The 19,414-nt window shown below is 43.2% G+C and carries 18 protein-coding genes and 1 pseudogene; 9 read left to right on the top strand and 10 right to left on the bottom strand.

All coding sequences use genetic code 11. The features are described from left to right. Nucleotides 1-5 precede the first annotated feature (5 nt). The 3 genes from MSG34_RS01470 (at nucleotide 6) to MSG34_RS24155 (ending at nucleotide 2,082) form a co-directional block, all read left to right on the top strand. Nucleotides 6-1,211 carry a multidrug effflux MFS transporter gene (locus tag MSG34_RS01470; protein WP_248336080.1) on the top strand — a complete coding sequence of 402 codons (1,206 nt, stop codon included), beginning with the start codon at nucleotides 6-8 and terminating at the stop codon, nucleotides 1,209-1,211. Between the two features lie 100 nt (nucleotides 1,212-1,311). Further along, nucleotides 1,312-1,662, top strand: coding sequence for a hypothetical protein (locus MSG34_RS01465; protein ID WP_017057980.1), 351 nt, complete (start codon nucleotides 1,312-1,314; stop codon nucleotides 1,660-1,662). 285 nt (nucleotides 1,663-1,947) lie between these two features. Then, a complete protein-coding gene (locus MSG34_RS24155) occupies nucleotides 1,948-2,082 on the top strand; it encodes a hypothetical protein (RefSeq protein WP_010431176.1) in 135 nt (44 codons plus the stop codon). A gap of 153 nt (nucleotides 2,083-2,235) precedes the next feature. Here the strand turns inward: MSG34_RS24155 and MSG34_RS01460 are convergent, their stop codons facing one another. The 3 genes from MSG34_RS01460 to MSG34_RS01450 form a co-directional block, all read right to left on the bottom strand. Further along, complete coding sequence (locus tag MSG34_RS01460; RefSeq protein WP_050620585.1) at nucleotides 2,236-2,853, bottom strand: glutaredoxin; 618 nt, start codon at nucleotides 2,851-2,853, stop codon at nucleotides 2,236-2,238. A 68-nt stretch (nucleotides 2,854-2,921) separates the two neighbouring features. Next, complete coding sequence (locus tag MSG34_RS01455; RefSeq protein ID WP_017062738.1) at nucleotides 2,922-3,812, bottom strand: DMT family transporter; 891 nt, start codon at nucleotides 3,810-3,812, stop codon at nucleotides 2,922-2,924. A gap of 154 nt (nucleotides 3,813-3,966) precedes the next feature. Then, nucleotides 3,967-4,953: a porin gene (locus MSG34_RS01450; protein ID WP_050650908.1), complete on the bottom strand. Its 987-nt coding sequence runs from the start codon at nucleotides 4,951-4,953 to the stop codon at nucleotides 3,967-3,969. A 377-nt stretch (nucleotides 4,954-5,330) separates the two neighbouring features. On the opposite strand from MSG34_RS01450, the gene MSG34_RS01445 reads away from it, so the two are divergent. Beyond that, nucleotides 5,331-6,347 (top strand): succinylglutamate desuccinylase/aspartoacylase family protein, encoded by a 1,017-nt coding sequence (locus MSG34_RS01445; protein ID WP_248336079.1) that lies wholly within the window; start codon nucleotides 5,331-5,333, stop codon nucleotides 6,345-6,347. 315 nt (nucleotides 6,348-6,662) lie between these two features. Here MSG34_RS01445 and MSG34_RS01440 read toward each other — a convergent pair whose 3' ends face one another. The 5 genes from MSG34_RS01440 to MSG34_RS01420 all read right to left on the bottom strand — a co-directional run bounded on the left by MSG34_RS01440 (nucleotide 6,663) and on the right by MSG34_RS01420 (nucleotide 11,307). After that, on the bottom strand, nucleotides 6,663-7,382 hold the full coding sequence (locus tag MSG34_RS01440) for a DsbA family protein (protein WP_050643284.1): 720 nt from the start codon (nucleotides 7,380-7,382) through the stop codon (nucleotides 6,663-6,665). A gap of 127 nt (nucleotides 7,383-7,509) precedes the next feature. Continuing rightward, entirely contained in the window at nucleotides 7,510-8,079 is a 570-nt protein-coding gene (locus tag MSG34_RS01435; RefSeq protein WP_048610736.1) for a protein disulfide oxidoreductase, read from the bottom strand. 3 nt (nucleotides 8,080-8,082) lie between these two features. Beyond that, nucleotides 8,083-10,146 carry a protein-disulfide reductase DsbD domain-containing protein gene (locus MSG34_RS01430; protein ID WP_248336498.1) on the bottom strand — a complete coding sequence of 688 codons (2,064 nt, stop codon included), beginning with the start codon at nucleotides 10,144-10,146 and terminating at the stop codon, nucleotides 8,083-8,085. A gap of 95 nt (nucleotides 10,147-10,241) precedes the next feature. Beyond that, nucleotides 10,242-10,730: a hypothetical protein gene (locus tag MSG34_RS01425; protein WP_157358895.1), complete on the bottom strand. Its 489-nt coding sequence runs from the start codon at nucleotides 10,728-10,730 to the stop codon at nucleotides 10,242-10,244. Between the two features lie 328 nt (nucleotides 10,731-11,058). After that, nucleotides 11,059-11,307 (bottom strand): hypothetical protein, encoded by a 249-nt coding sequence (locus MSG34_RS01420; RefSeq protein ID WP_017062732.1) that lies wholly within the window; start codon nucleotides 11,305-11,307, stop codon nucleotides 11,059-11,061. A 252-nt stretch (nucleotides 11,308-11,559) separates the two neighbouring features. On the opposite strand from MSG34_RS01420, the gene MSG34_RS01415 reads away from it, so the two are divergent. Together MSG34_RS01415 and MSG34_RS01410 are read left to right on the top strand one after the other, a co-directional pair. Beyond that, nucleotides 11,560-13,164 (top strand): mechanosensitive ion channel family protein, encoded by a 1,605-nt coding sequence (locus tag MSG34_RS01415; protein ID WP_248336078.1) that lies wholly within the window; start codon nucleotides 11,560-11,562, stop codon nucleotides 13,162-13,164. Nucleotides 13,165-13,398: 234 nt separating this feature from the next. Beyond that, nucleotides 13,399-14,232, top strand: coding sequence for a regulatory protein RecX (locus tag MSG34_RS01410; RefSeq protein WP_248336077.1), 834 nt, complete (start codon nucleotides 13,399-13,401; stop codon nucleotides 14,230-14,232). An 87-nt stretch (nucleotides 14,233-14,319) separates the two neighbouring features. On the opposite strand, the gene MSG34_RS01405 is transcribed toward MSG34_RS01410, so the two are convergent. Then, a complete protein-coding gene (locus MSG34_RS01405; protein WP_248336076.1) occupies nucleotides 14,320-15,114 on the bottom strand; it encodes a LuxR C-terminal-related transcriptional regulator in 795 nt (264 codons plus the stop codon). A gap of 349 nt (nucleotides 15,115-15,463) precedes the next feature. Between MSG34_RS01405 and MSG34_RS01400 the strand changes: the two are divergent. The 3 genes and pseudogenes from MSG34_RS01400 to MSG34_RS01390 form a co-directional block, all read left to right on the top strand. Further along, nucleotides 15,464-15,562: pseudogene (locus MSG34_RS01400) on the top strand (DUF3187 family protein); the annotation flags it as partial. 156 nt (nucleotides 15,563-15,718) lie between these two features. Further along, nucleotides 15,719-16,753 carry a porin gene (locus MSG34_RS01395; protein WP_248336075.1) on the top strand — a complete coding sequence of 345 codons (1,035 nt, stop codon included), beginning with the start codon at nucleotides 15,719-15,721 and terminating at the stop codon, nucleotides 16,751-16,753. Between the two features lie 165 nt (nucleotides 16,754-16,918). Further along, nucleotides 16,919-17,230, top strand: a complete 312-nt coding sequence (locus tag MSG34_RS01390) for a hypothetical protein (RefSeq protein ID WP_050643280.1) — start codon at nucleotides 16,919-16,921, stop codon at nucleotides 17,228-17,230. A 92-nt stretch (nucleotides 17,231-17,322) separates the two neighbouring features. Here the strand turns inward: MSG34_RS01390 and MSG34_RS01385 are convergent, their stop codons facing one another. Beyond that, nucleotides 17,323-19,170 carry a M3 family metallopeptidase gene (locus MSG34_RS01385; RefSeq protein WP_248336074.1) on the bottom strand — a complete coding sequence of 616 codons (1,848 nt, stop codon included), beginning with the start codon at nucleotides 19,168-19,170 and terminating at the stop codon, nucleotides 17,323-17,325. Nucleotides 19,171-19,414 lie beyond the last annotated feature (244 nt).

The raw sequence follows: 19,414 nt of genomic DNA, 5'->3' as shown, positions 1-19,414 counted from the left end.
ATTTTTTGAGCCAATCGACCTTTAAAAAAACACCGTTACTCTTAGCAATGATGATTATTGCTACGGGGCAGGTGGGTGTGAGCATCTACTTGCCAGCATTACCGTTAATTGCTTCTGATTTAAGTGCTACTCAAGTAGATGTGCAGCTGCTCGTCACGCTGTTTCTGGTGGGTTTTGGCTTGTCTCAGCTATTTTACGGACCGATGTCCGATGCGGTGGGAAGACGACCTATCTTCTTGCTAGGTCAGGGTGTTTATTTAATTGGTACAGTCGTTTGTGTTGTGTTTTCTGACAATATGACGGCGCTAGAAGTTGGTCGATTACTGCAGGGTTTGGGGGCGGGTAGTGCCTCGGTTCTTGGGCGAAGTGTGCTTCGTGATAGCTATGATGGTTCACAGCTTACCAAAGCGTTGTCTTATATCTCGATCACCGCTTCGATCATGCCGATCATTGCGCCGGTATTCGGCGGTTGGATTTCATTTCACCTCGGTTGGCAGGCGGTGTTCCTGTTCGTTTTATTGTACTTATTAGCGATATTTACGCTGGGTTACTTTGTTCTGCATGAAACTTTGCCATACGGAAAGAGCCGCTTTGATGTGTGCCAAGTAGTGAAGAACTACGGGCGCTTGTTGACCAATCGCCAAGTGTTGACCAGTGCCAGTTACAACTGGATGAGCTACATGGCGAGTTTGGTATCGCTGTCGTTGTTTCCATTCTTAATGCAAGAGCAATTGGGGCTGACCGCCGCTGAATATGGCTCATTAATGATTGTTCCTTCGGCGGGCTTATTGATAGGTAGCGTCGCTTTAAACTTACTCAATCGTAGGTTTAGTACGCCCCAGCTGATGAGCCTAGCTATTTTGATTATCTTGGCGTCCGGAACTTGGCTTCTTACTCATGAGTTATCCATCTTTAACTTAGTTTGGGCGTTTACTTGGTTGGCGATAGCACAAGGCATCTCGTTCCCATTATCAATCAGCATGTTATTAGAACCTCATAAGAAACAAGCGGGTGCAGTGTCGGCATTGTCTGGCTCAATTCAGATGTGTTTAGCGGGTTTATTGGGTGGGTATCTAGTAGAAAGTTGGGTCACGACTCATCTACAGTTAGGCTTGTTCTACCTCATTATTGGCGCAGCCATGGGCGGAGTGCTTTGGTCTTCAACCAAAATGAACAACAAAGGCGATACTGTTGAAGTGGAATATAGCTAAATACTAAATTCACTATCGTTTAACGCATCATCGTTAATACGTTGTATTTGTGCTGATGGTTTCCTACAATGCTTCGGTCCATTGAATAGGTAAAAACAAAATGCAGCAAAATGAATTTGAAGTACTGGTAAAAGCTATCTGCGCACTAGATGGCCTGCCTCAAGCGCTTGAGCTATTGAAATCCAATGAGGATACAGAAGTCGCTGAGGCTGCTGCATCACTGACTGGTCAATTTGCACTTGCTGAAGTGGAAGGCGAAAAGCGTATTTACCACGTGACGCTTCAAGAAAATGAACAAGGCGAAGAGCAAGAGTACATCGAACATGTCATGAATGAAGGCGATGACTTAATCAAATTTGCAGCTTGGTTCTTTGAAACGATGTTTGAATTGAAGCAAAAAGACACATATCAAATTGCCGGTAAAACTTACAGACAGCCGAAGCGCAGCTAGGTTTCTCAGTAAAGTATTTTAGAAAGCAGCTCTCTTGAGCTGCTTTTTTTATCAGTGTCTAAACCAATGTCTTGGATTGTTATTAGGAATGGAGCATTAAGTTCAAATCGGAATTCAGGTTAACTTATTGATATACAAATACAATGCTTATTAGCACACAGACAAAATTAAGCTAATTGCCAATTAATACTTAACATTGCATTAAAGTGTGATTTAGATCTTGTTTTTGGGCGTTTTAAGTGTAAAATCCGCGCTAAAGAAAGTTGATTATGTGCGGAGATAAGCATGAATTACGAACTAGGCCACGCATACCTTGGTCAAATGGCAGCAAAAAACATGATGCACGAAGCATTGTACGGCACTTCAAAGCCAAAGAAACCATCGTTCTTTAAGCGAATGATGAAGAAAATGGCTAAATAAGCATTTTCAAAAACGGAATTTTAAAAGGCCTTAAACTCGATGAAGTTTAAGGCCTTTTTCGTTTTAGCGATTGGTGAAAGTTATCGCTTTGTTTTGTTGTGGATGGACACAAAAAATACTATTTAAGCTTCTGACTAATGGCTTTTAATGAACTCAGCCAGCAGATTGATTGGATAAGTCGACCACATTATTAGGGATGCTATCTAAGCCATTCTCTTTCATCCACGCTTCTAAGTTATCGGCACCACCGATGTATTTACCATCAAGCCAGATCTGTGGGACGGTGACCGGTGTTTTCTCACCAATGTGTGCTTTTACCTCTGGAATCATACGGTATAAAGCGGCGCTATCTTTTACGACATCGTGGTATTGGTATTCAACACCCGCTTCATCCAACATTTTCTTTGCTTTAACACAGAATGGGCAGGTCGCCTTACCATAAACGATGTTGCCTTTTAGGCTGTCTCGTTTGGTCCACTCTTTGATCACAGATTGGACTAACACACCGCGATTAAGCGCTTCACCTTGGCTGACAACCTTGCCTTCAACAACAAGGATTGGAGCATGCCATGAGCCTAGTTTTAGAGGCTCCCACCAGTGAGACAACCAATCTTTCACTTCCAATTCGACATCGACATCGGCCAATTCATTCTCAAAAGTATCCTTCAGAATGTCTTTGGTAAGGGTACATTCCCCACATGGGATATTAACTTTAAATGGACCCCAGCTGCCTGCCCAACGGTATAGTGTAATCTTGACTGGTTTCTTCATGGTTACGGCCTCGTTTGAATTCTCTTATCCATATAGAACGGACAGTCGAACTATTTATTTCACCAACCTTAAACTTTCTTCACTTTTGAAGGTTTTTTGGTTTCCCAGTGCGTTATAAATGCAACTGACGCAATAATAATAGCAGCACCTAGCCATAAACGACCCGGTGGAACCCAACTAAACACAATCCAACCGGCTAAAACATTTAGCGGCAATTTGGCGTGGTCAAATGGTTGCACAAACGAAGCATCAGCGACCGAGTAGGCTTTTACAATCGCCCATTGAGCGAGTGCCGTCATAACCCCGATAACAATCAAGATAGCCCAAATTGTACCGCCGCTTGGCGTCTGCCAGTCTGGCGCGGCAAGCAGGATGTTAAATGGTGTGATTAATAGTAGAAGATAGACCACCATGGTTGAAGGACTGTCTTGAGAAGATAGTTTTTTCACCATGAGTGAGTAGCATGCCCAGAAGAAAGCGGCACCGACTGGTAATAACGTTGCCCAGTTAAAATCTTCAGCCCACGGCTCTAGAATCACCATCGCACCTACGAAGCCGGCTAAGGTTGCGCCCCAGCGAGCAGCCCCAACTTTCTCTTTTAAGAAAAGCCCTGAACCTATGGTTGCAAACAATGGCGACGTCATGAGAAGGGCAATGCCTTGCCAAATTGGTACTGGGTAAGCCAGTGCCCATATCCAAAGTTGAATACCAATAACCGATAAGAAGACACGGAATACGTGCAATTTGAGGTTGTCGGTTTTTAGCGCGCGACGAATGCCCAGCGTTTTCAGATAAGGAAGAATAGCGAACAACGCGATGGCGTATTGAATAACGGCAACGGTGGTAGAAGTAAGTCCGAAATGAATGCTAGCAATTTGAGTTAGGCTGTTAATAACGGCAAAGGCTAGGCCTGCGGTTAGCATCCAGCTAGCGCCTTGGATCGGATGGTGTTGTGACATGATGCTTCTAATTATTTGATGTGGTCCACCTATGATACGGATTTAGCACCACTTAACCAGAAAAAGCATTGATGAAGTTAATCAGAATATTTGAATATGAAAAAAGGTTGAGCCATTGCCCAACCTTTTAGTCTGTATCTAAAGTCGATTTAGATTAGAAGTCGTAGCGTACACCTAGGCGAAGTGTGTCTTCACCTTCTGTGACGATATTTCCGGTTTTCTCTTCATCCAAGCCATTGATATAGTATGAAAGGTATGTACGGAAGTTGCTGTTCAGCTTGTAGTAACCTGCAAGTTCGATGCCGTCAGTTGCATCTACTTTAGTACCATTTGCTAGTTCATCTTCTTGGTACGTGTACACTACCGCAGCAGACAATTGCTTCGTGAATTTGTACTGTGCTGCAAATTCCATTGCTGTAAAAGATTCTGGTTGAATTAGAATCGCTTTGTCGTTGCTATCACCTGTTGAGTAGGTTGCTGCTAAGTAAAGGTTATCTAGAGAGTAAGCTAGACCCGCCAAAATTTGGTCAGCGCTGCCTTTGCCATCACCTAGATCTTCGCCAGAGTATGCAAGACCAAGGTCGAGACCGAATGGTAGTGAGTAAACACCAGAGATGCCGTAGCCGTCTGAGTCTTTTTCGCTATTTGCTTGATAAGTCGCTTCTAATTGAAGTGCGTCAAAGCCACCACGGTATGCAAATACGCTATCTTCTTTGTCAGAAGCTGCGTCGATTACTTGCTGAACACCAGAGAACTCAGTGATATCCGTAAAGTCAGATACGATTACTGAAGCCATGTCTTGGCGACCGACAGAAAGTGCTTGGCCATCGAAATCAACACCAGCGTACATGTAACGGTTATTAAACTCACTGTCACCAGTGCTTTGCTCTGCTTCGTAGAAACCGAATGCTGTTACAGTATCTGTAAGTTCTGTTTTACCACCAAGGTTTAAACGGAAACGAGTTTTATCTTCCATTGTACCTTCAACTTCAGCACCGCCTGAGCCAATGAAATCACCACGGAATTCCGCACGACCGCCAATTTTAAGTTCTGTACCATCAGAGCTGTAAACTGTTGCTGCTAGAGATGAACCTGAAACTAGTGCCGCTACCACTGCAGAAGCTAGAACTGCCTTTTTCATAATCACTTACCTTGTATTTTAAAATCCGTGAGCAATGTGCTCTCCGTTTCGATATGAAGCTAATTTAGAGCAGATAAATTAAGCTTTCATTTCCATAAAATTACATTTTCGTGAATGGGGAACTTTTTTAAGTGTTGATTTTATTGCACTTTTATTTCAGGCGACTGAGTGTTCTGTGAATAGATATACAAGTTGCGTGTATTTCAAAGGTCACATTGACAAGTTTTACCTTGGATTCACGGATGTCGATGGTGATGAATTTTGGTAGCGCTTGAGGGCTTGTTAATCGGATTAACTGCTTGTACTGGTTAGGATATCCTCTATGATGCAAAAACTTAGAAGAGAATAGATTCTGCTCAACAAGATGGAGGCGTTGGATGAAAACAGAGTACTTAGGCGATGTTTTACAAGGTAGGCAGGTTATTGGCTCCTTGAATGTTGAAGACCTACCCGTTGGAGAGCACCAGTTTTGGTTTCAAGTCACCAGTGATGGGCTAGGGCAACCTAAGAATATGCCGGTTTCTGTTTTTAAAGGCAGTCAAGAAGGTCCTAAGTTGATGATCACCGCCGGTATTCACGGTGATGAGCTAAACGGAGTGTTGGCTGCACAGCAAATTATCAGGGACTTAGTCGGTAAAACGCTCAAAGGTACGGTAACGATTGTGCCTACTGTGAATTTGTCTGGCTTGCTGAACCATAGCCGTGATTTCATCTCTTCGGATCCGGGCTCTTGTCCTGCTAATCTTAATCGACTCTTTCCGGGTGATGCTAATGGCTTGGCAGCGGAGCGCTTTGTTGCGTCTTTGTGGGAGCGTTTGCTTAAGCATAATGCCACCTTCGCCGTTGATCTCCACACTCAGACTCGTGGTGCAGTCTACCCACTTTATGTGTTTGCTGATTACCGCATAGAACAATGTTTGGAGATGGCGAGGCTGATGCAGCCCGATTGTGTTCTGAATGACCCTGGCGACCCAGGTATTCTTGAAACGGTTTGGAATCGAAGTGGAATTCCGAGCATCACTGTGGAAGTTGGGATGGGGAAATTCACTCAGCCTGACATGATTCAACGAGCGGTAGACGGTGTTTTTAACATGCTGTCTTATTATGAAATGTTCGAGGTTGAAATAAATCATCCCGAGAAAATGCAGCTGCCGAGCATGGATTGGATAGAGGGTAATGATGTGGTTTCTATCCGCGCTGATATTGGTGGTTTCGTATTGCCTCAGGTTGAACTTCTACAGAGCGTAGAACAAGATGATTTATTGGCCATTCAATATGACGCTTTTGGTAATGAGTGTCGCTGTTATCACGCGCCGTCTGCTGGACGTGTCCTTAGCTATAACGTGGATGCGTTAAGGGAGCCGGGTGCGCTTGTTTGTCGCTTGCTAAGTTAAGGCTCAGTCGGTTGGACGTTTCCGTGTTAATGCACTGTGTTGCTATCTAAAACACGTAAAAAAAAGACCGAGCTAGGCTCGGTCAAAGGACAGTTGTCTAGAGCAAGCACGTCTTGGACTCATCGAGAGAACTGCTTTTAGAGTAGCGAGGCTAGATTAAGAATCCATTGCAAGATAGTGACACTTCGACTGCTTTTCTATTTCAAAAATAATATTGAAAACATTATCTTAAACTCATCAAAAAGCCGACTGCGAGTTACGCGAGTCGGCTTTTTATTACTTCTCTTTCGAATCTTTATCTCTATCTACACTCGATTAAAAAGCGTCATCCACGATCTCTTTTAATCGGTCGTAAGGCACGTATCCCGGTAAGACCTGCCCGTTCATCATTAATGTTGGTGTGCCTGTTAAACCCAATGCGCTAAAGGTTTGGTGGTTGGTCATTAGCGTGTTGCTTTGTTCTGTGGTGGTGTCTAGCTGTGCTTCAGTTCCTGTCTTCTTGGCTACAGCTTGCAGTGACGATTTTGTGTGGCTACCGCTTTTCGCCATCAATAGTCGGTCTACTTCAGGGAACGCTTCTGGATTATCTTTCCATACTTTCATCGCGTATAGCGCTGCGTTGGTGTTTAGACCCGAAACCTGTTGCTGCTTAAATGATAGGTAGACATTGATGACCTTAATGTCGCTATTTTCAGAGGTCAGTTGAGTTAACCCTTTTTCTAAGCGCTTACAGAAAGGACAGTTGTAGTCGGTAAAATTAACGATGACCGATTTGCCATCTGGATTGCCAAGGATCGGATGAGCGTCATTGTTGTATAACCAATCATGGCTTTCCGCTTGGGCTTTCTTCGCTTGCTCTTGACCTGCTACGTACTGCTCTAAACTGGTATGCAATCCAGAGATCGTCGATGGGTTTTCTTTCAGGAATTGATTAATTTCTTCAAGTTGTTGAGTTTGTTCTTTGTTTAATTCTGCGAAGGCATTAGTACTCATTAGTGAGCCTAAAATCAGTGCGCTTATCAGATGCTTTTTCATATTGTCTTTTCTCTAATTCGTGATAATCGTGAGCGCTTATTAGGTTGCGCTCACATTTATATTGTTTGTTAAACTGGTTGAATCGGTTTGTTTACTTAGCTTTGCTCTGTTTTTCTTTGTGAGCGAGTTAGGCAAAGTAGGTTCTTAACCACAGCCCTATGGGAGAAGTAACGCCTGTTGCGATACTGCTGATCTTTCCGTCTTTGATGATGACGATACTTGGAGTGACATTAACGCCCCAACTTCTGCTGATTGATCCAGAAAGATCATTGATAACAGGGAAGTCATACTCTTTTGCATCTAAGTAGCGCTGGACACGTTCGTCTGGACCAGACGATAGAGCGACCGAAACCACCTGATGGGAATCGCTGAAGCTATTGACGGTTGGGCTTACAAATTTGCAGGCACCACACCAAGTCGCCCAAAAATAGACAATGACTGGCTTACCATTTTTGCTTAGCTCGATAACATCAATATCTTCGCCTTGGAGCGATTGACCCACAATTGGAATCGCATCGCCCTGAGGCATACTTCTGCTGTGATAAAAGTCCATGGCGAACGAAACCACGCCAACGATCAATATCATTGAAACCAGTTCCTTTCCCCACTTCTTAAGACGACTTGGCTTTTTGGCCTCACCCTTTACAGCGTTGTCTTCAGTCGTGCTAGATTTCTCTTCATTGTTGGGAGTCTTCATAAGTTATCTCGCAGCATCGATGGCTTGAACGACAGTGTCACTGTTCAGAATGACAGGCAGTGGAATACCGCTTGTATAGCTCGGGCCGTAGACGATATTAAATGGCACACCAAATCGCCCATTACTTTGTAAGTATTGAGTGACACTTTCACTTGGTGTTGTCCAATCACCTTTCATCAAAACAATGTCATCTTGCTGTAGGTGGCTGTAGACAGGATCTTGAAGGATTACACCGATCTTGTTGGCTTTACAGGTGATACACCAATCAGCAGTCACATCAACAAACACCGTTTTGCCTTCATCAACGAGCTGAGGGATTTGCTTCGCATCCAGCTTTTGCCAAGCGAGATCGTCAACAATCGGAGTCGCCCAGTTATCAGCGGTGACACTACCGACGATCAATGCAACACCAAACACCAAGGTTGTGGTTGCGACGATAGGAATAAGCACCTTGCGACCCAATTTACGGCCAATCCAAATCAATACTGAAATCACGATAAATAGCGACAGCAGGATAGTTGGGAATTTACCAATGAATGGGCTTAGGAGGCTTGTTAGCCATAGGCTGGTAATGAACATCATTAAGCCAAATACCAGCTTAACTTTGAACATCCACGCCCCAGGCTTTGGAAGCAATTTGGTTAGGCTTGGGAATAGCGCAAAGATCAACCAAGGCGCACTCATACCGATACCAAGTGCGATGAAGATTGCCCATAGCTCTTGATAGCTTGCTCCAAGTGCATAAGCAACCGCAGTGCCTAGGAATGGCGCGCTACACGGCGTTGCTAACAGCGTCGCAAACATGCCTTGAACAAAGTGGCCTGAATGTGAGTCATCGCCTTTGGTTGCCATCCAAGTGTTTAAACCTGATGGTAGTCTGAAGTCGAATAACCCAAGCAGGTTAATCGAGAACAGCAAAGTGATGATCAGCATGAACCCGATGAACCAAACGTTTTGGAATTGGATTCCCCAACCAATCGCATTACCACCCATTTTTAGAGCGGTCATACCTAGGGCTAACAGCGCAAATGATGTAATGACACCTGAAGCAGAAGCTAAGAATGAGAGTCTAATATGACGATTAGATGCACCTTGGTTTTGAATGATGCTGTTTAATTTCATTCCTAATACTGGCAACACACATGGCATGATGTTGAGGATCAAACCACCAATTAAAGCAAAGCCAATCATTGCTAGAAAGCCGTTGTTGCTTGTTTGGTAAGCGATCGGTTCTGAGCCAACTTGGGCCGTCATCTCTTCGGCGAAATTAGTATCTGAAACAGTGACACTCACGGTACGGTCCGTTAAGTCGACTTCACCTATCCAGTTGCTCACATCAAATACGGCTGTCATTGTATTGTCTGTGATGTGGACGCTTGGTTGAGAGAAGAAGTCATCAATCACTTCTTGCCCGTCAATCAACACCATCGGCTTATCCCAGCCATCTTTACTTGTCAGCTGAGTAACCAGTTGCTGCTTGCTCTTATCCCAAAATAGACCATTGACCGAAGTGCGGTTAGCTTCTCGTGGAGATTGGCTCATGCCTTGGTTGAACAAGAACATCGCTTCTTCATCGAGCGCTAAGGTTTGTGGGTCAATCGGCAGTTCGATATCGTAATCGGTTAACACACAGATATTGGTACACGACGGAAAGGTAAACGACGCCCTGAATATTGCAGGCTTCGTGTTGTCTTTCAGGGTTAACGTGACAGGAAAGCTGACATGCTTTTTGTAGCCTAACGTCATGACGTCAAGCTGCTCGTAGTACTTAGGTATCGGCCAGTGCCACTCTACTGACTCAATGTTTGTTGAACCAGACCAGTCCCAGCTTGGCGGAATGCCACCTTCGCCTGGGCTGCGCCAATAGGTTTTCCAGTCGCCGTCGAGCACGACATCGAGCACGGTTTGGATCTTAGAGCCGTCATCCGACTGTTCACCCGTCGACATCATTCGCATCTTCACAGGCGGATGCTCAGGCACGCTCAGCCAGCCCGTTGTCTGTGCCAAGGCGGTAAATGACGTCATAACCAAAAGGGCAGTGACTAAGGTTTTCGCGCATGTACGCATAGAGAATGCCAATGAATCGACAAACTTAATTAGTAGTGTGTTGTACACAAATGTATCTCCAAAAAATAAATAAAAGGGTGCAGTAGCCCGGTTATTTACTCTCTAAATATACAGTGCTTTAGATGCAATCGGTGTTTTGTCGGTCGAGTAGAGCGATGATTGTCTCTAGATAATCTCGAGATGTGAGGAGGTAAGTTAAACGCAACAGCAATAATAAGTACGAATGGGATCAGCCAGCCGGTTTTTGGGGCGGCAAAGGTCAGCATTTTCGAACTCAGGCTGCATGAACTTGAATTGGGTGACGTTAACATTTTTGAGGCTTCTAAACCGAAAACGCTGGCGTATAGAGCAGCCATTTTTTCTGAAGAAGCGATGTTGGTTTGAGGGTTACTGGTTTCTGTATGAGTTTGCGCGCCAACTAGGACTGATTGGCCATTAGCGGATGCAGATAACGATACTTTCTTGATGGCCAGAGTGCTCGCCAGACAAGTTACGATAACCAGTCCGGTAAGGAAGAGCGCCCAAAGCGAATGCTTTTGTCGGCGGTTCTGTGTGGATAAGAAAAGTAGTGATGTGTTCAGCAAATTAGTCAGTAATCAAATCTGTTATTAGTTAAAGCCAGCTCATTGAATTGTGGCTAGCTTAGATAAGTTCTCTTCGCGCCACAAGTTATAAAATGGTTAAAGTGAAACTATGTATAAACGCGGAAAACGGCAGGTACACGATAAACGACGCATAAACACCAATTCACGCGAATACGACCTTGAGTTCGAGCTAAAGTTCACAACAACTGAAAGTTATCGCTAATTTATTCTTTATCGAGTGGTCTATCCAAGATGAGGCGATACAAAAAAGCCCAACAGACCGTCAGTGAACGTGTTGGGCTTTAATCATTGGTGCTATTGGAAAGGCTTAGTGAGTGCGGCGAGGGCCGTTACGTACCAAGTCTTTACCGTTATCAAACACTTCTTTGGTGATCCAGCGAGCAAGCAGAACTTTGTGGCTGCTGTTGAATACAGCAACGAAGTGACGACCATCTGAATTATTGGTTGCCATGCCTACACCTTCAACCCCTTCAAGGCCTAAACCGCCAGCTTCCACTGAAATTAGGAATTGCTCTAGTTCTTCTAGAGACTCAATAATATCAAGTTCGTTGTTCATTTTTATGCTCTCTTGCTGTGAGCCAACATCGTATTTAGGGTGCTTTAGGGCATGCACCAGAGTGAAGATATTGGCCGTTGTTCTTTGTTGGATGCGTACTCTACAGGTCATAAGAGGGGATTGGAACTCTCAAATATTAGAAGCAGGCTGATAATTTGCGAATTTTTAACATAACATACGTTTAAATGCTTGTTATCCATATTCTTTTTACTACTATTTATAGGGTCAATTTAGACAGTAATAGGAATTAATATGATGAAGGTTTGGCGTTGTCTATTGTTAATGTTGGCGTTTGTCGCATTTGGAAGTTATGCGCAGAGCGTTGAGAAAATCGCAGAAGTACAAGATCAGTTAATGCTCGATCTAGCAACATTAGAAACGGCGCATGATGCTGAGAAGCCCTTTCTTGAAGATATCTTAAGGCGTAAGAATCAGGGCCTACGCGATGAGATTTTTTCACAGCTATCGTCAGATAAAAAAGAGGGGCTGGATGTCACTCTTGCTCAGCAGGTTGAACTGCTACAAAAATTGCTGTCATTGAATGAAACTAAAATCGTTTCAATGAGTAAAGAAAACCGTTCAGCTGAAGGTGATGCTAAAAAACGCCTGGAATTGCGTATTCAGAAACGAATCGGAATGATGGATGTCTATTATCAACAGCTTGCTAAGACCTTAAATTGGTCAAAAGAGCGTGGTGTTGATGTTTCTGTCCCTGAAGGTGAACTTAAAACGGCGTTAATTGCTCGTTCTAAATACCTGACTAATGCGATTCTTTACACAGACACACAGCGACAAGATCTAGAAGCGCGTTTGTCTTTTGTGAATGAAGAAGAGAAAGCGATCATTAAAAAGGAGCTTGAGCGTTTCAGCGAGCGCACTAGCGTTATGGTCGCGAGCTTGGAAGAAACCATCACGCTAATGGAACCGTTTGGCGTCGATGTGACTTCATACAAACGTGTTTTGCTAGCGACGACAGGTGACATTAACGCCGATGTGTTGGATTTTGATGTTGCATTGGAACTGTTGGATGGTTGGCTTCGCTCGTTCAGTTCATGGGCTTTTGAAAATACTCCTTCTTTTGTCGTTAAACTCGCTCTGTTTCTCGGTATTTTGTACGTAACTCGCCTTATTGCTAATGTGGCTCGTAAGACCGTTCGTAAGAGTGTTTCGCACTCTAAAATGGACTTCAGCGTATTGATGCAGGAGTTTTTCGTATCCATCGCATCTAAAGCAGTCGTGTTTATTGGTTTGCTGATCGCACTGTCTCAAATAGGGATAGAGCTAGCACCACTGCTTACTGGTTTCGGTGTTGCCGGTGTCATCATCGGTTTCGCATTGCAAGACACACTATCTAACTTTGCATCGGGTTTGATGATCTTGATCTACCGTCCTTATGACGTCGGTGACATGGTTAAAGTGGCGGGCGTGCAAGGCACGGTAAAAGACATGAGCTTAGTGTCGACGACCGTTCAAACTATCGATAACCAACGCTTGGTGATCCCAAACAACAAGATCTGGGGTGACGTGATCAACAACATCACGGCAGAGCGTGTAAGACGTGTTGATATGGTTTTCGGTATTGGTTACTCAGATGATATCGATAAAGCGAAAGCGGTATTGAACGACATCATTCTTGCGCACCCTCTAGTGTTGAAAAAACCAGAGCATATGATCAAGCTTCATACCTTGAATACCTCTTCAGTTGATTTCGTAGTACGACCTTGGGTTAAGACAGATGATTACTGGGATGTGTATTGGGATGTGACGGAAACCGTGAAGAAACGCTTCGATGAAGAAGGCATCACGATCCCATTCCCTCAACGAGATGTACATATTTACAATCACGAAGAGAACTAAGCGAAAGAGCTAGTATGAAAAGCAATTTCGAATAGAGCTATTACGAAAAAAGCTAATACGAAAAAGCTAAGCATGGCTTAGAGCCATCATTCTTAATGTGATATCAAATGGACGCTGAACAAGCGTCCATTTTTATTGGCTACCGCTTATGTTGAGCTCCATTCTTTTATGTCACTCAACCGCCTTAGAATTAAGTTATGATGGGGCAGGCTTAATTTGGACAGTTGAAAGCGAATGGATGATTCACAGCAAAAAACGAATAGTAGAAATACAACGGTAAGAAAAGCGACGCGAATTGAAAGCGTTATGAACTCTGCGATGTGGCATTTAACTCAGAGAGACATGACGGAAAGCGAGTTGACTGCGAAGCTCAAAGTGAAAACCGACAATCAAGAATGGATCGATGAAACGTTGAATACTTTGAAAGGCTTTGGATATCTCAAGTCTGACCAAGTGTTTGCAGAACAATTCGTGGAACAAGCTTTCTCTGGTGAATTTGGTTCTCGATACATTGTCGAAAAACTGAAGAAGAAGGGGCTGACCGATTCAGTGATTTCTGATGCAATCCATAAAGTGTCGTTCGAAAAGTCTATCGATGAGCAAACCATCTTGATAGACCGAATTAACCATTACTACTCAAGCTTTACCATGAGCCGTGAAAAGCTGGTTGCGACTCTGCAAAAGCGTGGCTTTAGCTATCAACAAGTTAAGGTAGCGATTGACCAGCACCCACAAGCGCATCAACTGAAAAGTAACATTCAAATTAAGGCCGAGAAAGCCGACTTGGAAAAAGAGGTACTCAAGTATGCTCGTAAAGGCAAGGGACTGACTGCCATTCAGCAAGAACTTAGACAACGACAAATCGACACAAGTGAACTGTCATCGCTCATCGACCGATTGATTAATGAAGAGCAGCTAGATTTCTATTATTCGTGTTTAGAACAGTTACAGAAGAAATCTTATGATCTAAACGATCATAAAGAACGCTCTAAGGCTTACGCGATGCTAAGTCGAAAAGGGTTCTCTTCAGACGAGATCAAATTTGCTCTGAGTGAAGGCAATGAGTAGCGTGCGTGATTGAATTTAAGAAAAGCTGAACTCAAGAAACATCGAACGTTAAGATATAAACAGAAGAAGGACATCGAACAACTTGTTCTAACGTGTTGTGTGTATGTTCTCTGCAATCCCCAAACCATTGCGTAAGGCGAACTGAATCAAGTCATTGTGGCTGTTGAGATTCAGCAAACCTAACATGCGGTATTTGTGCGACTCAATGGTTCGTGAGCTTAAGTGAAGCTTGTCAGCACACTCTTTTGCACTAAATCCTTGAGCAATCAACGCCAGAACTTTGGTTTGTTTTTTGGTGAGTAACAATAGCTTCTCACTGTCATCTTCTAACAAGTTCTCGTTTTGCTTTAGTGTTCTGGCTAACGTTGAATGTTGCCAATAACAGAGCCAAAGTTCACAGACTAATTTTAAGCGCTGGATGTCTTCGAGGTCGAAGGTAGTATCGTTGTCGTGAAAGTTAGTAAAAGACAACGCACCCCAGCGTTGGTTAAAGAGCTGCAAAGGGATGATGCAGTGCCATCTTCCCCCTTCTTTATAGAGTTTCTTTAACACATAGTTTTTGCTTGAAACGAGTTCGTTGCTGGTAAAAGCGAGGTAGGTTTCATTGGTTTTTAATAGCTTGAGGTAATCAAGGTAGTTACCGCCGACTAAGCTTTTTATATTGACAGGAGGTATGTGTGCTTTGGAAACTGAACACGTTTTCCCTTCTTCAAGTAAGACCATTGAATTAGGGTAGAGTGTCAAACGATCAATCCCAAACCAATCGAGTACATCAAAGCTTGCTTCTGACCAAGTTGCTTGAAAGTTTTTTGGATCGCTGTTAATGAGAGATGTCGATTGTTTCATTAACAGTTGTTCAAAACTTAGCTTTAAAGCAGACACATTTTTCCTTTATAGATACATTCATTTCATCAATGCACAGAAGATATTCGTTCGAATCGCTCAGTGCAAGATAAGATTCTTATATATATCAGAGGTTCTAATCTAAAGTTTTTTATAACTCTTGGTTCTATGTGGAGGGGTGATAAGCAGTACATCTACTGCATTAATTGAACGGTGTTTTTTAATAAAATCGGGCACTTCTATAACCGAGTAACCACTGTGATAAGTTTAAGGACGTTACTGCCTATTTCAGTCTCGATGTTGAGCTTTTTTCATCCGACTACACACGCAAATAATTCTCCAATGTTTGTGTATGCTCAGTCACTCATTCATTCAAATGTACTTTCAACACAAACTCGCAGTCGAAGCGCTGATGATTGAGAACATCCGTAATATGGATAACAGCACGGATATAGGTTTTACACTCGGATTAAGTTTTTCAATATAAACGACACATTAATATATTCTTATTTCATGAAATTCACCAAAGCTATAAAATTTTCAGTAAATTTACGGTATATCAATAACGTGTTTTTTTGAACAATAGCGCCACTCCAAAAGGCCGGACTAACAAGGCCGAATCAATATATAGGTAGTGGTTATCATGAAAAAGACATTAGTAGCACTTGCGATTGCGAGTATTTCAAGTTCAGCTTTCGCTGTAAGCACAAGCAGCCAAAACAGCCAAAACGAAGACATGTTTGCATTCGATTCAATGCACAAAGATCAATTCTCAGTATCAGGCTCTTTCGGTGTTGGTGGTTACTACGATACTGGCTCTAAAGCGTTCTACGATGACTGGGCAACAGGCCTTACTCTTGCAGTTAACTACCGCAACAACCGTATTGTTGGTTACTTCGAAACTGACTTAATGGTGAACTACACAACAGACAACAATGTATCTGCGAATGATGCAGCAACAGCTGGTTGGACAAACGGTATCGATACTGGTCCTGCAACAGATGTAGATAAAGCATGGTTAGGTTTCGATACTGGCTATGGTATTGCTTCATTCGGTTGGGAAAACGACACAGCACTAGACAAAGTGGATGGCGCTGGCGATAACACTTACGAGTTTGGCGCTTCTGCTGGTGATGCTTCTGACGGCTTCAATGTTGTTAAATTCCAAGGTGCGACAAGCGGTATCGCTTACGGTATTTCTTACTTTGAAACAGGTGATGATCATAATGATGCGGATAAAGGCATTAATGGTTACCTCGGTTTAGAGCAAGAGGTATTCAACCTATACGCAGGTTATGAAGCTCGTGATTACGATGCTGACTTCGAAGTTTACACAGTAACAGGTAACGTAAAGGTTGGTGCTCTTAAACTGGGTATGAACTCTTGGATTGAAGAGAGTGATTCTGCTAAGAACACAGGCTACTACGTTTCAGGTGGTTACACGGTTTCTGAAGACCTAACAATTGCAGCAGGTTACGCGTCTAGCAACAATGAACTTGATGGCCACGCAGATGTAGATGCTTCTTACATCAACATCGCGGCAATGTACCGTATTGCTGACAACGCTGACATGGGTATCGATATCAAGCAAGACATCGATGGCGCGCGCATTGGTTCAACTAGCGCACAATACGACGAAGAAACACACGTATTCGCAGCGGCTTACTACTACTTCTAAGAACTTGAACTCTTAAGAGCTTCTAAGACATTTGATGGTAATGGTGTAATAGCTTGCCCGGTCGTTACACCATGTTCTCTTCTTTTTGCAGTGTAAGCATCCACAGATTGATATGTGGTTTGTCAATCAAGTGCTACGAGTGGAATTATTATCTGGAGAAATGTAATGATTAAAAGCATTACAGCCAAGGGTGTTATTTATGGAAATGATACCCTGTTTACGTGTAAACCGAATCGTAAGGGATTATTTGAATTGGCGCGTAAACATGGAAGAGTCGCAGGTACTCGCCCACAAGATCTCAAGAACAAGGTTTATGCTGAATCTCTTGATGAAGCTTGGAATCTACTCAAAACAGAGAAGTTTTATATTGTTTTGACGGGGCAAGTATTTGGCATTCATCGAAAATCATTGCGAAGTGCTGATTCTGTTGATGTTGAGTTTGATACTGAAACTCGCTCGACATGTGTCACGGAATAAATCCAAAGCTGAATATTAAAAGGACGATAAATTATCGTCCTTTTTTCGTTTGAGTTTTTGGTTCAACCTTGCTTACTGATGTTCAGCCCCCGTTATCGACCGTATTGCCCAACAATGAATTTCTCAAACTCATCACACATCTGATGATTTGATTTGTCATTATTCGTCAACTCGGTAGCCCCATCAACGATCGATATCTTCGCATTCAAATCCGCGACTGGTGCACGTTCTCTTGTCGACAGTTGTTTGATTTTTTGCTCCTCAATAGCCCAAGCTTCCTCTGGCGATAAGTTACACTCGTCAGCGAGGTATTTGGCATTAAAACCTTCCCCAGTCAGGCTTTCGATTGTCCCATTATGATTCACGCTATTGCCTTGGTGCCAATAGTGCTTAGCTAACAAAGGGCCAATCTCTGGGTTATCCGTTAAGTAGCCAAACTTATCGGTGAAATACGCACGAGTTTGATACACCGCCATATGAGCCAGCAGGTAACCTTGATATGCGCAAGAGGCTTCATCCGACAATAGATGCGGGATCGCCATTAATGGGCGAGGGCTACAAGCTAATCCAAGAATCGTTTTCTCACTGCTACGAGCAAGAGCAGTGATCTTTTCCGGTGTCAGATCTTCATCCGCCAATTCGTAAAGTGCTCGCTCGAAATACGGAACCACTAAAATGCTGCGTTCTTGATAAGCTCTGAAGGGTTGTTTGTTATCGATGATGGCTTTGATTAACTCGTCAGGTACTGCTTGGCCATCTGCATTAAGCGCGTATTGTTTGAGCCAATCGGCGTCATTCAACAAGCTGTCACAGAACATGGATTGCGTTTCGGCATAAGCCATCGAGGTTGGTGCAAATTCTTGAGAGAAACACGGTGCGTTCATTTTTACGTTAGCAAAATGTGCTGCATGACCACCCTCGTGAAATAGTGTATTGATGCCATCATAGCCGCTGCCAACTTGATCGGGCTTTGCGTTGCTCGTGAAGTTAACTTGAGCAGCTACCCATGTGTCTTGATCGTAGAATGATGGGATCGGACCATGGCAGAAGCCATTAGGGTACTTACCTTTACGATCAAGCAGATCCAATTTTAATGTCGCTTGAGAGTATTCGATGTTGAGGCGACCAAAAGATTCAATCCAGCGTCGAAGTGACTTTGAGAATGGAACATAAGGGTCAAGATCATTCATAACGTCACCTGCAAAAGAGTAGGTAAAGTTATGGGCTTGAAGTGCATTCTCGCCTTTTTGTTCTGCCAAATTGGCTAGGCTTTGCTGATGGCTATCGCGTGTACGTGCTTCGAAGTCGTCCAGAATCGTAAACAGTTGCTCTGTCGTCATCTGTTCGGTTTTAACCACCGAGTAATCAAAGAAGGTTTTAAAACCCAGTGATTGAGCAAATTGGTTACGTTTTTTGATCAGCTCAATAAAGCCGTTAGCCAGCAGCCATTGCTCTAAATCTAATAGTGCTTGATGTGCAGAAAGCCTAACTTGTTCATTACCATTACTTCTAACGGCTGAACCTAAAACGGGCAGTGACCCTTCTGTTTCATTGCCTGTTTCATTTACATAAGTCATCACATGATTCTGTTTTTTCTCAAACAGTTCAGCCTCAAACTTTATGAGATCGGCTTTAAGCTTCTGTGACTGCTCAGACTCAATAGCGTGAGATCTAAAGGTCGCTAACCAACCATTCAAGCCTGTTAGTGTACTCTCTTTCTCTAGAGGATCTTGAATTTCATCGATAGCAGCTAGTTGTGTTTCGATCGCAGTAATCTGTTCGGCAGAGCTAAGAAATTCCGTCCACTGAGTCTGCGCGAGCGTCGAGCCATCGTGGTCGTCACTGATGCCCATATATGTATCCCAAAAGAAGTCTTCTTTCGCTTTATGAGTCGCAAGATACTTTTGATTCAATTGGTTGAGATAGTTCGTTGCAGTCATGACATTCCTTGAAAATTAACCAGTAATTTCAACATTATGACACATTCATTGAATGTATTTTGTGATGTTGCATATAACGGAATGTAAGTTACAGCCTATCAGTTTACTTTACAGCGTATTAGTGATAATTAATTAACTGTTAATGATTTGTTGTTTGCTAGTATTAATTAGAAATAGTTCGCTGATTTATCCAGCCTTTTATTGAGTAAATGGATGTACTCAAGGTCAGCGCTTTTGTAAGGAA

Origin of the sequence: Vibrio sp. 1CM2L, from assembly GCF_023161695.1 — a bacterium.
GTDB classification, from domain to species: domain Bacteria; phylum Pseudomonadota; class Gammaproteobacteria; order Enterobacterales; family Vibrionaceae; genus Vibrio; species Vibrio coralliirubri.
Note: the sequence above shows the minus strand (reverse complement) of the source record. Positions and strands in the feature narration are given on the sequence as shown.